Annotated in this window: 7 protein-coding genes and 1 pseudogene; 6 read left to right on the top strand and 2 right to left on the bottom strand. The window is 52.3% G+C overall.

Annotated features, from left to right (window positions below; translation table 11 throughout):
- The first annotated feature begins 126 nt into the window (after nucleotides 1-126).
- Entirely contained in the window at nucleotides 127-5,838 is a 5,712-nt protein-coding gene (locus E1757_RS20245; RefSeq protein WP_133231465.1) for an InlB B-repeat-containing protein, read from the top strand.
- A gap of 504 nt (nucleotides 5,839-6,342) precedes the next feature.
- Here E1757_RS20245 and E1757_RS20240 read toward each other — a convergent pair.
- Together E1757_RS20240 and garR are read right to left on the bottom strand one after the other, a co-directional pair.
- Entirely contained in the window at nucleotides 6,343-7,782 is a 1,440-nt protein-coding gene (locus E1757_RS20240) for a four-carbon acid sugar kinase family protein (protein WP_133231463.1), read from the bottom strand.
- 5 nt (nucleotides 7,783-7,787) lie between these two features.
- Nucleotides 7,788-8,687 carry a 2-hydroxy-3-oxopropionate reductase gene (garR, locus tag E1757_RS20235; RefSeq protein WP_133231730.1) on the bottom strand — a complete coding sequence of 300 codons (900 nt, stop codon included), beginning with the start codon at nucleotides 8,685-8,687 and terminating at the stop codon, nucleotides 7,788-7,790.
- A gap of 187 nt (nucleotides 8,688-8,874) precedes the next feature.
- On the opposite strand from garR, the gene E1757_RS20230 reads away from it, so the two are divergent.
- The 5 genes and pseudogenes from E1757_RS20230 to E1757_RS20215 all read left to right on the top strand — a co-directional run bounded on the left by E1757_RS20230 (nucleotide 8,875) and on the right by E1757_RS20215 (nucleotide 14,457).
- Nucleotides 8,875-9,498 (top strand): GntR family transcriptional regulator, encoded by a 624-nt coding sequence (locus tag E1757_RS20230; protein WP_133231461.1) that lies wholly within the window; start codon nucleotides 8,875-8,877, stop codon nucleotides 9,496-9,498.
- Nucleotides 9,499-10,313: 815 nt separating this feature from the next.
- Nucleotides 10,314-10,610, top strand: a complete 297-nt coding sequence (locus tag E1757_RS20225; protein ID WP_425464856.1) for an SDR family NAD(P)-dependent oxidoreductase — start codon at nucleotides 10,314-10,316, stop codon at nucleotides 10,608-10,610.
- Nucleotides 10,611-10,722: 112 nt separating this feature from the next.
- Nucleotides 10,723-10,899: a hypothetical protein gene (locus tag E1757_RS35890; protein ID WP_165972197.1), complete on the top strand. Its 177-nt coding sequence runs from the start codon at nucleotides 10,723-10,725 to the stop codon at nucleotides 10,897-10,899.
- Nucleotides 10,892-11,383 (top strand): annotated as a pseudogene (locus tag E1757_RS37245) (ATPase). The gene E1757_RS35890 and the pseudogene E1757_RS37245 overlap by 8 nt, the downstream one beginning before the upstream one ends.
- A gap of 368 nt (nucleotides 11,384-11,751) precedes the next feature.
- Nucleotides 11,752-14,457 carry a UxaA family hydrolase gene (locus E1757_RS20215; protein ID WP_133231459.1) on the top strand — a complete coding sequence of 902 codons (2,706 nt, stop codon included), beginning with the start codon at nucleotides 11,752-11,754 and terminating at the stop codon, nucleotides 14,455-14,457.
- Nucleotides 14,458-14,875 lie beyond the last annotated feature (418 nt).

The raw sequence follows: 14,875 nt of genomic DNA, 5'->3' as shown, positions 1-14,875 counted from the left end.
GGCCTCACTTTGTGGGGTTATTTTATGTACGGCTCCATGTCTTGGGAGTGTTTTGGGAGGCGGGTTTGATATGCTGTCGTTATCTTTCCATTTTTGACGAGAAAGCAAGGAGGATAATAGGGCGATATGAAACGATCTGCAGGATCAATCAAAATGCGGCGAAGTGAGAGGTCATTGCTCTGGGCTAGGTTGGCGGCCTTCTCGCTCGGGCGGATCAAGCGCCGGTTGTCCCGAGCGGGAAAGGGATTTCTGGCACTGCTGCTTGTTGTCATCATGTTGTTTCCTTCTTTGAATACAGATCATGTGGCCCATGCAGCGACGCCGGCCTGGACGACGGCAGGGATAAATGCGCCGAGCAATGTAAAAGCTTTGGCTGAAGTAGGAGGTAAGCTGTACGCGGCGACGGGGACCGATATCGATTCCACATGGGACAACACCGTATGGGAATATCAGGACGGCAGATGGATACGAATGAGCGGTTCACCGAGCCATGTGTTCTCGTTAGCTAACGTGGGCGGTAAGCTATATGCGGGGACGCGTAACGGAATGGATGACGTATGGGTGTACAGCGGCGGAACATGGCAGCATATGGAAAAATCTGTACAAGCCGCGACTTCTTTTACGTATGTGCACGATGCGGCGACCGGCGGCAATCAGCTTTATGCGGGGTCGGCATTAGGAGATGGCGTTATGGCATACTCCCCCATGGGGTGGTATACACTGCTCAATTCTCCGTTGAGAGTTTATGCTTTGGCGGATATGAATGGCGTTCTGTATGTAGGGTCGATAAATTATCAGAATGAAGACGTATGGTATTGCAATAGCTATTGTTATCGGATGAGCGGCTCCCCTGGCTCAGTATTTGCTTTATTGAACGTGAACGGCACGTTATACGCAGGATCTCAAAAGGGTAGCGTCAACGGTGACGTATGGGCGTATAGCGGCGGAACATGGACGCAGTTAAAGGGCTCGCCGCAGAAGGTGCGAAGTCTGGTCTATGTGAATGACACATTATATGCGGGCACACTGAATGGCGGCAGCGCTGTGTGGTCGTACAGCAATGGCGTGTGGACACAGTTGGACAACTCCCCTAGCAATGTGAATGCCTTGGTCGCAGCTAACGGCAACCTATATGCGGGGTCAATAGACGGAGAGATTAAACAAATGCTGCTCCCTCCCGCCGTACCGTCGAATCTGCAAGCCAGCAAGACGACGCATGCATCGACTGTGCTTTCGTGGGACGCCGTATCCGGAGCAACCGGTTACCGTATTTATCAGAATGGAAAAGAAACGGCCGTTGCGACCGGGACTAACCCCACTGTCAGGTTGAGCGGACTCGCGCCGAACACTTCCTATACGTTTACGGTGAACGCGTTCATTGATGCCTCCGAATCGGCGCCGAGCAGCGCCATTCAAGTGAAGACCGCCTCTACGCCGATTTATGCCGTGTTGTATGACGGTAACGGTAGCAAGGACGGCAGCGTGCCGAGCGACAACAATGTGTATGAGCAGGGAAAGACGGCCGCCGTTCTGGAGAATACGGGTAATCTAGCGCGGCCGGGCTACACATTCGCGGGCTGGAATATGCAGGCGGATGGCAAAGGAACGAGCTACGCCGCCGGCGAATCGATCCCGATCGGCGCGGCGGATGTGACGCTATATGCGATGTGGACGTCGAATTTTGCAGGCGGGGACGGCTCGGCAGACTCCCCCTTCGAAATCCGGACGGCCGATCAACTGAATCGTGTCAGGAACGCTTTGAGCGCTTCTTTTAAGCTGGCCGCAAATATTGACTTATCCGGCTATCTCGCCAGCGGAGGGGCTGGATATAACGACGGCGCGGGCTGGGTGCCGATTGGAACGGCAAGTGTGCCGTTTACCGGAACATTGGACGGAAACGGAAAGGAAATTACGGGGCTACTCATCAATCGGCCTGGCGCAAATAACCAGGGCTTGTTCGGATACACGGCAGCGAGCGCTGATCTTCAGAATGTTGGTTTAACCGGAGCGAATGTGAGCGGCAACAATGGCGTTGGCGCTCTCGTCGGCAGCAATAACGGTTCGATTACGAGTTCCCGGGTTTCCGGAACGGTATCCGGCAGCTATTCTGTCGGAGGGCTGGCGGGATACAATTACGGTTCCATCTCTAAAGCCTACTCGACAAATGAGCTAACTGGCAATGGGCAAAATGTCGGCGGTCTTGTCGGTGAAAATTTTTCGGTCATTGCCGACTCCTATTCCGAAAGGGCCGTAACTGGCAGCAACGATGTCGGCGGGCTAGTCGGTAAAAATAATGGGAATATTCAGCACTCCCATGCTACAGGCGCAGTCACGAGCAAGCAGTATGGCGCCGGCGGGCTGATCGGTTACAATAACGGCGGTTCCATTGCAGATTCTTATGCCACGGGGGCGGTCAAGAGTCTGGGCATTGGCGACAATGTCGGCGGACTGATCGGCGCAAATGACTACAACGGTTCTATTTCCCGATCCTTTGCAACAGGGATGGTAGAGGGCAACAACCATGCAGGCGGGCTGGTCGGGTCCCATTACGGCTCTATTCTGGAATCCTATGCTTTAGGTGAAGTTCATGCTCTGGATGAAGTCGGCGGTTTAGCGGGTCGGAGTAACAAAACAAGTTCGATCGAATTGTCCTTTTCGACGGGCGCAGTAACCGGACGCTATTATGTCGGCGGGTTGGTAGGGGGGAATGAAGGTTACGTAGGAGACGCCTATGCGACAGGCTCGGTAAAGGGTGACCAAGTCGTTGGCGGATTGGTGGGGGTCCATAAGTCTGAAAGAATTGTGAACACCTATGCGACAGGCAGCGTTGTTGCAAACGTTGGCGTTGGCGGACTCGTGGGAGTCAATAATTCCAACATTATCGACTCCTATTATGATAAGGAAACGACAGGGCAATTGGATGGAGGAAAGGGAGACGGCAAAGCTTCCGAAGAAATGTGGCGAGAAAGTACCTATAACGGATGGAATTTCGATGCACTATGGAGCATTCGCGAAGGGACAAACAACGGCTATCCTTATTTGTTTGAGGTTTTACCGCTCTTTAAGGTTGTCTATGACGGCAACGAAAGTATATCCGGCAGCGTACCGATCGACAGCAATAAGTATGAGCCGGGTGCGACGGTAACGGTGCTTGGCAACACCGGCAATCTGGTGAATCCGGGCTACACGTTCGCGGGCTGGAATACGCAGGCGGACGGCAAAGGAACGAGCTACACGGCGGGCGCAGCGTTCCCGATGGGCGTGGCGAATGTGACGCTGTATGCGATGTGGGCGGGAATTCCGACCTACACCGTGACGTATAACGGCAACGGCGCTGCATCCGGCAGCGCACCGATTGACAGCCACGCGTATGAGCAGGGGGTCACGGTGTCGGTATACGGCAACACCGGCAATCTGGCGAAGCCGGGCCACACGTTCGCGGGCTGGAATACGCAGTCGGATGGCAAGGGAACAAGCTATGCGGCGGGCGCAGCGTTCCCGATGGGTATGGCGAATGTGACATTGTATGCAATTTGGATGTCGAATCCTGCGTTGACTTTCACCGTGACGTATGACGGCAATGGTGCTGTGACCGGCAATGTGCCGATCGATAGCAACGCGTACGAGCAGGGGGTCACGGTGTCGGTATACGGCAACACTGGCAATCTGTTGAAACCAGGCTATACGTTCGCGGGCTGGAATACGCGTGCGGATGGGAAAGGGTCGAGCTATGCGGCGGGCGCAACGTTCTCAATGGGCATAGCGAATGTGACGCTGTATGCGATGTGGACATCGAATCCGATGCTGACCTACACCGTGACGTATAGCGGCAACGGCGCAGCATCCGGCAGCGTGCCAATTGACAGCCATGTGTATGAGCAGGGGGTCACGGTGTCGGTATACGGCAACATTGGCAATCTGATGAATCCGGGCTACACGTTCGCGGGCTGGAATACTCGGGTGGATGGGAAAGGGTCGAGCTATGCGGCGGGCGCAACGTTCCCAATCGGTACGGCGAATGTAACGCTGTATGCAATGTGGACGTCGAATCCAGCATTGACTTATACCGTGACGTATAACGGCAATGACGCTGCCACCGGCAATGTGCCGATTGACAGCCATGCATATGAGACGGGAACGACAGTCACGGTGCTTGACAACACCGGCAATCTGGCGAAGCCGGGCTACACGTTCGCAGGCTGGAATACGCAGTCGGATGGCAAGGGAATAAGCTATGCGGCAGGCACAGCGTTCCCGATGGGCGCAGCGAATGTGACGTTGTATGCGAAGTGGACATCGAATCCGCCACTGACTTATACCGTGATGTATGACGGCAACGGCGCTGAATCCGGCAGCGCGCCGATCGACAGCCATGCATATGAGACGGGAACGACAGTCACGGTGCTTGACAACACCGGCAATCTGATGAAGCCGGGCTACACGTTCGCGGGCTGGAATACGCAGTCGGACGGCAACGGAACGAGCTACGCGTCGGGCGCAGCATTCCCGATGGGCGTGGCGAATGTGACATTGTATGCAATGTGGACGTCGAATCCGCCGCTGACCTACACGGTAACATATGACGGCAACGGCGCTGAATCCGGCAGCGTGCCGATCGACAGCCATGCATATGAGACGGGAACGACAGTCACGGTGCTTGACAACACCGGCAATCTGATGAAGCCGGGCTACACGTTCACGGGCTGGAATACGCAGTCGGACGGCAACGGAACGAGCTACGCGACGGGCGCAGCATTCCCGATGGACGCAGCGAATGTGACGCTGTATGCGAAGTGGACGGTCAACAATACCGGAGGTTCTTCCAGAGGCCGTTCATCCGGCGGGTCGTCATCAACGCCCTCGAGTGATACCGTTATTTCGACAAATGGCAGCATAACGCTGCCATTAGGCAAAAAAGGTGAACTTAGCTTAGGTGACGAGGTCAAGATCGTTATTTCTGACGATGCTTTCGATAAAGAACTGCAAATAACGATCAATAGAGTGACAGATGTGCAAAACCTGTTTACGGGCAAAGACGGTCTGGCCAGCCCGATATTCGAAATTTTGAAGAACGTTCCGGAAAACTTCAGTGAGCCGATTACACTGACTTTTACCTTCAATCCGAATAGCTTGAAAGATCATCAAAAGCCTTCTGTATTTTATTATGACGAATCGAAGAAGGTTTGGGTTGATATCGGCGGCGAGGTAAACGGCAATGCAATCACCGTAACCGTCGATCACTTTACCAAATTTGCGGTATTCGCAATAGGTCAGGAGACAGACGCGAAGCAGCCAGTCAACTTCAGTGATATTGCGGGTCATTGGGCGGAGGCAATTATCCGGCAATCGGTCGGGATGGGCTTCGTTAGCGGCTATCCGGACGGCACGTTCAATCCGGATGGACCAATCACCCGCGCCGAGTTTACCGTAATGCTTACGGGTGCTCTGAAATTGGAAGGGTCCAGCGAGGAGCTTGCATTCACGGACAACGGCCAGATTGGTTCATGGGCGAAGCAATCGGTCGCCCGGGCAGTCTGGGCGGGCATTGTCAGCGGGTACGAGGATGGCAGCTTCCGGCCAACTGCGCGGATCACCCGCGCGGAGATGGCGGTCATGATTGCCAGAGCGCTAAAGTTCTCCCTTGACGAGAATGCAACAACCAGCTTCGCGGACGACAGAGAGATTCCGAAGTGGGCAAAAGCCACGGTGGAGATGATTCGCAAACAGGGCATCGTTAGCGGCCGCGATGGCAACAGTTTCGTTCCGAACGATACGGCGACGAGGGCGGAAGCGATAGTAATGGCGCTCAGAATGTTGAAAGTTCGAGATACGCAATAATAGCAATATACATTAATAGGGGCAAACCTGACATGATTTACTCAGTTAGGTCTGCCCTTTTTCATCTGATAGCACCACTGACTGCCGCGGTCGTTGCGGAATTGCAGATTGATAACGAGGAAACACTTCGCAAAGTGCTACAGCGGTTGATTGAACGCATTGAGATTGAACTGGATGGTGGATAACCCAAGAGGTTCAAGCAGAGACTAACCCATTGTACGGTCATCCACTTGCTTCCAGATAAGGCTGCGCTTTCTATTTTCTTACCTTTTTCGACAATGAAGGTGCCGTGATTTCAGTAGACAGGCACTGTAGTTCCGTTTATTTTCTTTACAACTCCATCGAAAGTGCCTGAACCGACTGTATCGCCAACGTGAAATATACACAAGAAGGAAAGCCCATCAATGATGGGCTGATTCGAATGGATCATGGAATCGTATGTATTCACTGTATTTTTTCAGCTCATCCGCTGGTGAGCGAATATCGCTTAAGGTTGTTTGCCGCTCAGGCCAGACCTTCAATCTTCTGCACGGTTTCGAGCAGCGTTCGCTCCGTTCCTACGTTGCCAGGGAAGACAATGTAGGGAATCCCGGCAAATTTCGCTTCCTCACCTGTCATCCAGACGGGGATTCCCGCAAAGACCTGCCCTAAAATTTTCGCCTTGCGGATGCCGAGACCTTTCGTAGCCACATCGCTGGAGGTGATCCCGCCTTTGGCGATGATGAATTTCGGAGTAACCTGCAGCGATTGCACGATTTGCACCAGCGCGCCCGAGACGGTCTGGCTAATATCCAGGTTCGCCTGCTTGCTGCTCCGGGCAATGAGCTTCCGGCTGCTGTATACGACTACATTGCTGCCCTGCGCCAACTGCTCATTAACGGTCGCGATCGCGCGCTTCAATTCAGCCTCTTGTTCATCCGGATTCAAAATATTTTCGACGTTGATTTCCACAGGTACAACGCTGCTGTGCTCAAGCAGCTGCCTCAGCTGGTCGGTCGTTTTCTGCACATAGGAGCCGACCACAACCAGCCCGCCATGGGCCTCCTGACCTTGGGCAATCAGCATGTCTTTGAGCAAATACGGTCGATCTCCGATGCCCCCGTACGCTTTGACGAAGGAAGCGGCTGTGCGGAAAATAAACCGTTTCCCGGCTTCCTCCGCCTGCAGCAGCGCATAAGCCAGCACATCCAGGTCTGGATACGACAAGGCGTTGACGATGATCGGCCGATTGCCTTCTACCGCAAGCAGAATATCCTTGACCGTCTCCGGGCCGCGCCGAATTTGGTCCAGCGTGAGGACGATGCAATCGCCCGGCGGCGTTCGGCCTTCCGTTTTCTCCGCCACCCACTCTGTTAAGTCGCCATGGCTGAAGCCGAAGACCCGATCCTTGGCAAATTCGGTTTGGTGAGCAGGAACCATCTCATCTTGATCTACGATATAATGAACGTTCCCGTAGGTCACCCGACCGGCTTCAAAAAATGCGGGGATAATCAAGTGGCCGTCCGGCTGCCGGCCGTGCAAACTCGCCAATTCCGCGGACAAAACGTCGATTTCCAAAGGATAATAGCCCCGCAATGTCGAATCGCTGCGGCTGACGAATACAAACTCCTTGCCTTTTGCTGTGGCAACCGCGCTTACATTTCGGGCGATTTCCCGATTGATTCGCGCAGCTGTCGGCGCATCGAGACCGCGTGTATTCGTTAATATATAAAATACCGTTTCCGGCTTGTCGAACGCCTCGGAGAGCAGCTCCTTGTCCCAGCTCGTCAGCACATCGATGTCGTGAACCGTCTGTACGCCGGTAGGATCGTCATCCAGGACGATAATTTTTCGCTGCCGCGCTTCGTTCAGCTGTCGGATGGTCATACGGAGGTTCGCTTCCGGCCATGCCGCCGGCGCCCCGGCCGCAACAGACGAGAAGTTCAGCTTATCGCTATCGTTCACGATCGTTACACCTCCTGCTTCTTCACTTCAACCTGGGCCAGCTTCTCGTAATACTGGATGATACCGCCGTGGTCTAGCGTTTCCTTGCCGTCCACCTTCAAAGCGTGGAAAATTTCAAGCAGCTGACTCGAAAGCGGGAGCGGGACGCCGATCTCATGCGCCGTCTCCATCACATTGGCGATGTCCTTCAGATTGATGTCGATGCGGCCGCCGGCTACAAAATTGCGTTCGAGAATTAAAGGCACCTTCGCATCCAGCACCGTGCTGCCCGCGAGTCCCCCTCTGATGGCTTCGTACATTTTCTGAATATCGATCCCTGCTTTTGCCGCCAGGACGAGCGCTTCGGACATAGCCGCAATATTCAGGTTCACGATGATCTGGTTCGCCAGCTTGGCCGTTGTCCCGCAGCCGCTGTCTCCGACAAGCGTTACATCCTTGCCCATGCAAGCCAGCGCCTCTTTCACGCTATCGAAAACGTCCTGCTTGCCCCCGACCATAATCGCGAGCGTGCCGTCAATCGCTTTCGGCTCTCCGCCGCTGACCGGCGCATCCAGCATGTCAATGCCGAACTTTGCAGCTTCGCTGGCAATATCCCTCGAAGCCACAGGCGTGATGGAGCTCATATCGACGATGATCGAGCCCGGCTTCGCGCCTTGGACAATGCCGTTCTTGCCAAGCACAACCTCCCTGACATGCGACGAATTCGGAACCATGGTAAAAATAATTTCGGCCCGCTCGGCGACTTCCTTTGGCGAACCGGCAGCTGTCGCGCCGGACTGAGCCAGGCTGTCGACGGCGTTCTTGTTTATATCGTAAACGGTTACAGGGTAACCTGCTTTGAGCAAATTGAGCGTCATGGGCTTGCCCATAATTCCTAAACCTATGAATCCGATACGTTTCATGATATTTTTCCTCCGTTTCACATTATATCGTTATGTTCTGCCGTGCCTGTTGGAAGTTAGGACCAGGCTTACATTTCAATATCTATTGCACATTACATACAATATACGGTAAAATGTATCCAGTCAATATATTTCTGTATACAATTTTAAGCATCCATCTTCATAGTATGTCAGTAAAGAGGGGTTACTAATGGCAGAAAAGTTTATTCCCGCTTACCGTCAATCTTACGAAATTATTCGCGATATGATCTTGAACGGTGCCCTTCCGCAAGGAACCAAGGTTGTCGAGGAGAAGCTTGCGGCGGAATTGGGGGTCAGCCGCACTCCGATCAGGGAATCGATCCGCAAATTGGAGCAAGAGGGCCTTATTGTCAATAAAAAGGTAGTGACCCCGACCGAAAAAGATTTGCGCAATACGTTTCAGGTGCGAATCCTGCTCGAAGGATATTCGGCCCGCTGCGCGGCAACGTACTTGCGGGATACGGAGCTGCAAGCTTTGCAGGAGTGCGTGCGAATAGGTCATACAGGCTCTATCGACGAAATCATGAGCGCCAACGAACGGTTTCACGAAATCATCGTTCAGGCGAGCAATAATGCAGCTATGATCGATATCATCGACCGTATGCAGTCTGTCATTTATTTATTCAGGCGCACGGTCGTTTACTATAACCGTCCTTTCCTGATTGACGAGCATGAGCGAATTTATGAAGCGATTCAAGCGAGGGATGGACAACAGGCCGAGTTGCTGATGCAGCAGCATTTGCAAGCGGACCTGGAATTTTGCTTGCACCTACTGAGCGATAGTCGGAAGTGAGCCTGGATGGAGCCAGGCGGTACAGAGCTTCTGGACATGAAGGGGGCTTGTGCCGTCTGCTGTTTGCGCGCGCTTGAAGCGGCTATTCCTGACTTATAGCGGTGATTCCAAATTTATCCGCTTCTTGGGCCGATGTGTCCAAGAAGCGGTAAGTCAACATCGTCTCGCCAGCATTTTGTGAACGAGCGTATCAAGCTGTACGCGGGTGAGTCGTTCGGCGTGTCCGTTGGATAACAGCTGCAGATTAGTAAGGAAGGGAAGGATAGTTAAAGCCTTTCCTTTTTTGTGTTTGCACGCCAAGCGGATGCGACGTCCTCCAAGGGCGGGGATGTTCGTACAGTTAGAGTTAGTTGACCTTGCCAAAAGGTGCATGATGCGCATAGTCATGCGGCTGTGTGGATGTGGACGTTCGAAACTACTGCGATCGTCGCGCTAATGGACTGAGTGGACGCTATTTGCCCCGATTTGGCCGGAATGGAATTGTAACGGACCGAGGTGCCGTTATTCGGTTGGAAATCCCTGGATTCATCCCAAATTTGGCCAATATCGTCTCCTCGGTCCGCTAGGACTGAATACCATTCATTTAAGCGTAAATAGCGGCTCTGGAGTCCGTTAAGCTCTCGTTTTAGGAAGAGGGGCTAAGTCCGGTTGCCTGCAGTGGAAGCAAAGCTTGCTTCTGCAAGGGTGACCGCGGGGCAAAAGGGTCTGAGCCGGCATATCGAATGCTTGCCGCTGGACGTGACGGACGGCCAAACGATTCGGTACGCGGTGCAGCGGATCATGGCGTCACGGGCGCATCGATGTGCCGGTGAACAATGCGGGGATTTCACTCGGAGGCAGAAATTCCGCCGGAAGATTGGGCGCGGGCGATGGAGACCAATTTTTTCGGGGTCGTGGCGACGACCCGGGAGGTACTGCCGCATATGCGTACAACCAGGTCCGGGAAAATTATCAATATCGGCAGCGTGAGCGGCCGGCTCGGCTTTCCCGGATACGGGCCTTACGCGGCTTCGAAGTTCGCGGTCGCAGGCTTCAGCGAATCGCTTCGTCTCGAAATGCTTCTGCGGAAATCAATTCCGACCGCCCAAATTGCCATTTTGTTAAATGTTTAAACTGTGCAGAGAGAATTCGCTAGTTTACTGCTAGGCTTCGATAAGAAGCCTTCCTGTTTTTTATGTTATAATTAGATTAAGTGCCTATACTTAGGAACAGGATGTGAGGCAAATGAATCAAATTAAAGATCTTCAAAAGCTCATTAAGCTCACAGGCGAGCGTGCTAAGTTGGATGCCAAAGCCAACGAAACATACATTGTATATAAGTCTGCCAAAGGCCAGATTGTAAAGGAATTCAATGACGGTAATGTTATTCCCGTTACCGACCGAGACGGTTCTCATGCATGAAACGATACCGATCATGTACGTTTTTGCCGGCAACAATGGCAGCGGAAAAAGTACAATCCGTAATCTAATCGTTGACCGGCTTGGGATTAGTATTAACATTGACCCTGATGCCTTGGCTCGAGGAATTGATTCTATTCATCCAGAAATGTGATTCGTCTTATTCGTGATGCCAAGGCAAGCGGATTCGAAATTACAATGTTTTATGTAGGTCTGGGTGATTATCGATTAAATATTGAAAGAGTTACGGTTCGAGTTAAAAATGGTGGTCATGACATTCCTACTGAGGATATTATCAGACGACATAACACTTCAATTCAAAATTTACTTTCCCCATCTTCACATGATTGACCATTTGATCGTAGTGGATAACAGCCGCGCAGAAGGTGAAATTACACTTGTAATAAGATGCGGCTCGATCATACATCGTGGGGATTCGCTTCCATCCTGGGTTGAAAAAATTGAACAGAGATATTTAACACAATAAGAACAGTGAAGCTTTCTTGACTGTTCTTTTTTTCGTCAGAATGGAATACGATCATGTACTCGCTAGCAAATAAGTGTCAATAAAGCATTCCGCAGGTATGAAACGAACATGCCTTGGCCTATCTTTACTGCGGTCTTTCCACCAAGACCAACATAATAAAGTACCTTTCCCTTGCACAGAAAATTTCCATCTGTCAGTTCAATTTTATGATACAATATTTGCATGAACATGAGCTGAAGCCAAGCTTCGGACTCAACTTCCTGTAATCGGTTTCAAATCTTCTTCTCATTAGACAGCAAGCTCTTTGAAGATCTGTGCAATTTATATTCAACTCAAGTGAAATCATAACTAGGAGGAGTTATAAACCAATGAGCGTATCTTATCAATTTGACGAAGTCGGCAGACTGCCCTTACCCGGGGATAATGTCGCCGTGGCCACTCGTCAACTGGACGCTGGCACTATCATTTACTATCAAGGCCAACCTCTGACATTGGATTATACGGTCATGGAAGGCCATCGCTTTGCAGTGAAGGAGATTGCCCCTGGCGAAGACTTGCTTTCTTGGGAACTGCCCTTCGGTGTGGCTATACAACCCATTCCGCCCGGCCATTACGTGATCAACGAGGCTGTGCTGGAGGCGCTTAATGTGCGTTCGTTGAAGTTTGCGCTGCCCGCGGCGCCCAATTTTGCCGATCAAGTTCATCCTTATGTTCTCGACGAGGCAAATTTCCAACCGGCTCCAGCATTGCCCGCATACCCGGATACACGGACTTTTCTGGGCTATCGGCGCAGCCAAGAGCGCGGTGTCGGTACCCGCAACACGATTGTGTTGTTGGGGACAACCTCACGTACGGGGAGCTATGTCAAGCAGCTTGCCGCTCGTCTGCAAGGCGAACTGAAGAACTATCCCCGGGTGGACGGGATTGTCCCCGTCGCGCATACGGAGGGGGGCATCGAACAGCCTAATAACCTGGCGCTGCTGCTGCGTACGTTGGCCGGATTTATCGTCAACCCTAACGTGGGCGCGGTCCTGGTCGTAGATCATGGCAATGAATCCGTGACCAATCAGATGGTAGAAGCATATTTGCGCGAACACAATTATCCGTTAGATGATGTGCTGCATCGGTTCCTGTCGATCCAAGGCGGTTTTCAAGATAACTTGGCACTAGGGGAAGCTGCTGTACGTGGCTGGTTGCCGACAGTCAATGCGATGGAACGGACCCCCGAATCCATCAGCAATCTAAAGATTGGTCTGCAATGTGGAGGTTCAGACGCATTTTCCGGCATTTCGGCTAACCCGCTGCTCGGTTGGATTGCCCAGGAATTGGTACGCTACGGCGGCGCCGCCAGTCTGGCTGAAACCGATGAATTAATTGGGGCAGAGCCCTATGTTTTGCAAAATGTACGCGATGTTGAAACCGCCCGCAAATTTTTGACGCTTGTGGAACAATTCAAGGAGCGTACGTCCTGGCATGGCGCTAACGCTGAAGGCAACCCGTCTGGCGGCAATAAATACCGCGGCCTTTATAATATTTACCTCAAGTCCATTGGCGCTGCCCGCAAGAAAGACCCGGCTACACGCCTTGACTATGCGATTGACTATGGTGCGATCATGAAAGAATCCGGGTATTATTTTATGGATAGCCCCGGTAACGACCTCGAAAGCATTGCCGGGCAGGTGGCTTCAGGCTGCAACCTGATTTTCTTTACGACAGGCAACGGCTCCATTACCAACTTTCCTTTTGTGCCGACGGTCAAGGTGGTGACGACGACGCGTCGTTTCCAATTGCTGTCCAATGATATGGATGTCAACGCAGGTCAGTACCTGGAGGGCGTATCCATGGACGAGTTGGGCAAGCAAGCCTTTGAACTTTCGTTGCAAGTAGCCTCTGGCCAGCGCAGCGTTGGCGAAAAGGCCGGCCATTCGCAGGTACAGATTTGGCGCAACTGGCGGCAAACGGATGCGAGTCAGCTGGATGCATTGCTCCAAGCACCTGTGCCGTCGGGGGAACCTATTGCGATTCGAGCGGCTGCAGCCGCGGCTGCCAATCCCATCCGGTTCACATTAACACGTCACCAAGACCATCGGGCCAGCGACCGCATCGGCCTGATCCTGCCCACCAGTCTCTGTGCCGGGCAGGTGGCGAATATGATTACACTTCGGCTGAACAAACAGGGGCTTGGTCAACCCGAGCAGCTCTCGCGCTTTGTGGCTTTGGCTCATACGGAAGGATGCGGGAATTCGGCCGGCCAATCCGAGCAGTTGTATGCCCGAACCATGATCGGCTATGCCACCCATCCGCTAGTCAAGTATTGTCTGCTGCTGGAACATGGCTGTGAGAAAACGCATAATGATTTTATGCGTCACGAGATGGAGGAGATGGGTGTCGATTCCAGCCGTCTTGGCTTTGCCAGCATTCAGCTTGACGGCGGGATCGATAAGGTAACTCGGAAGGTCGAAGCATGGTTTGTCGATCAATTGTCGGCAGCCGGGCCAGCGACGAAGGAGAGTGTCGGGCTGGAAGCATTGCGCATCGGGATCTTAAGCGACGGTTCCGTTGCAGACGCAGCCGGTGAACAACTGGCATTGTTGACAAAAATGATTGTCGGAGCAGGCGGCATGGTGGTTGTCCCCGAGAACAGCGGATTGCTTTCAACGCCTGCTTACAGCGAGAATGTATTGGCTGCATCCAACGTCCGGCCGTCATTGGCCTATGGCGAACATGCCCGCCAAACCGGTTTCCACGTCATGGAAGCGCCGACCGAGCATTGGGTGGAGACCGTTACGGGCTTAGCGGCCACAGGCGTAGAGTTAATCATAGCGCTGGTCGATCGTCAACCGATGCAGACGCATCCGTTCGTGCCTATGCTGCAAGTGGCATCGGAGCCGGCTATGCAGCAAGCCTATGCCAATGATTTGGATCTGCTGCTCACCGGTAATCCTGCCGCTTGGACCAACCAGATTCTGGAAAGCTGCAAGCAAATCATCGAGCATAGCTATACGCCGCGTCTCTTTCAACAAGGCAACGTTGATTTTCAATTAACGCGAGGGCTCCTGGGCGTGTCGTTGTAAAGATAATGGGCTGTGCCAGCCTTGACAAACGCACAAGTCCGTTTTGGACGGCGAAGCCGTTTATGCTGGTTTTCTTACAAAAAGGAGTGGGCGGAAGGATTAGTTTCGGCTCTCTCCTTTTTTCTGTTTTGACAATTGAACCGAAGAGGCTGCATTGTTTTTAGTTTTAAATTGACACATTAGACTGAAATTAGTAATATTTATTTAAAAAGTGTTTAAAATTGTAACATAATCAAACGTACTTCAAAGAGAGATCGACCTCAATTGGGTTGCCTCTCTTTTCTTTAGTTGGTAAAGAAAGTATAAGTTGTATGCTTTGTTTTACCAACCTTGACAAAGGCGCACGTCCCTTAGGGACCGTTTATCCCGGTAAGCTTATAATTATAAATGTTCGTAGCTAAGTTTTTGAAAGGGGGCA

The sequence above is a fragment of the Paenibacillus piri genome (assembly GCF_004354045.1).
GTDB lineage: Bacteria > Bacillota > Bacilli > Paenibacillales > NBRC-103111 > Paenibacillus_S > Paenibacillus_S piri.
The sequence above is the reverse complement of the archived record's forward strand: the minus strand, read 5'-3'. Positions and strand labels throughout refer to the sequence as shown.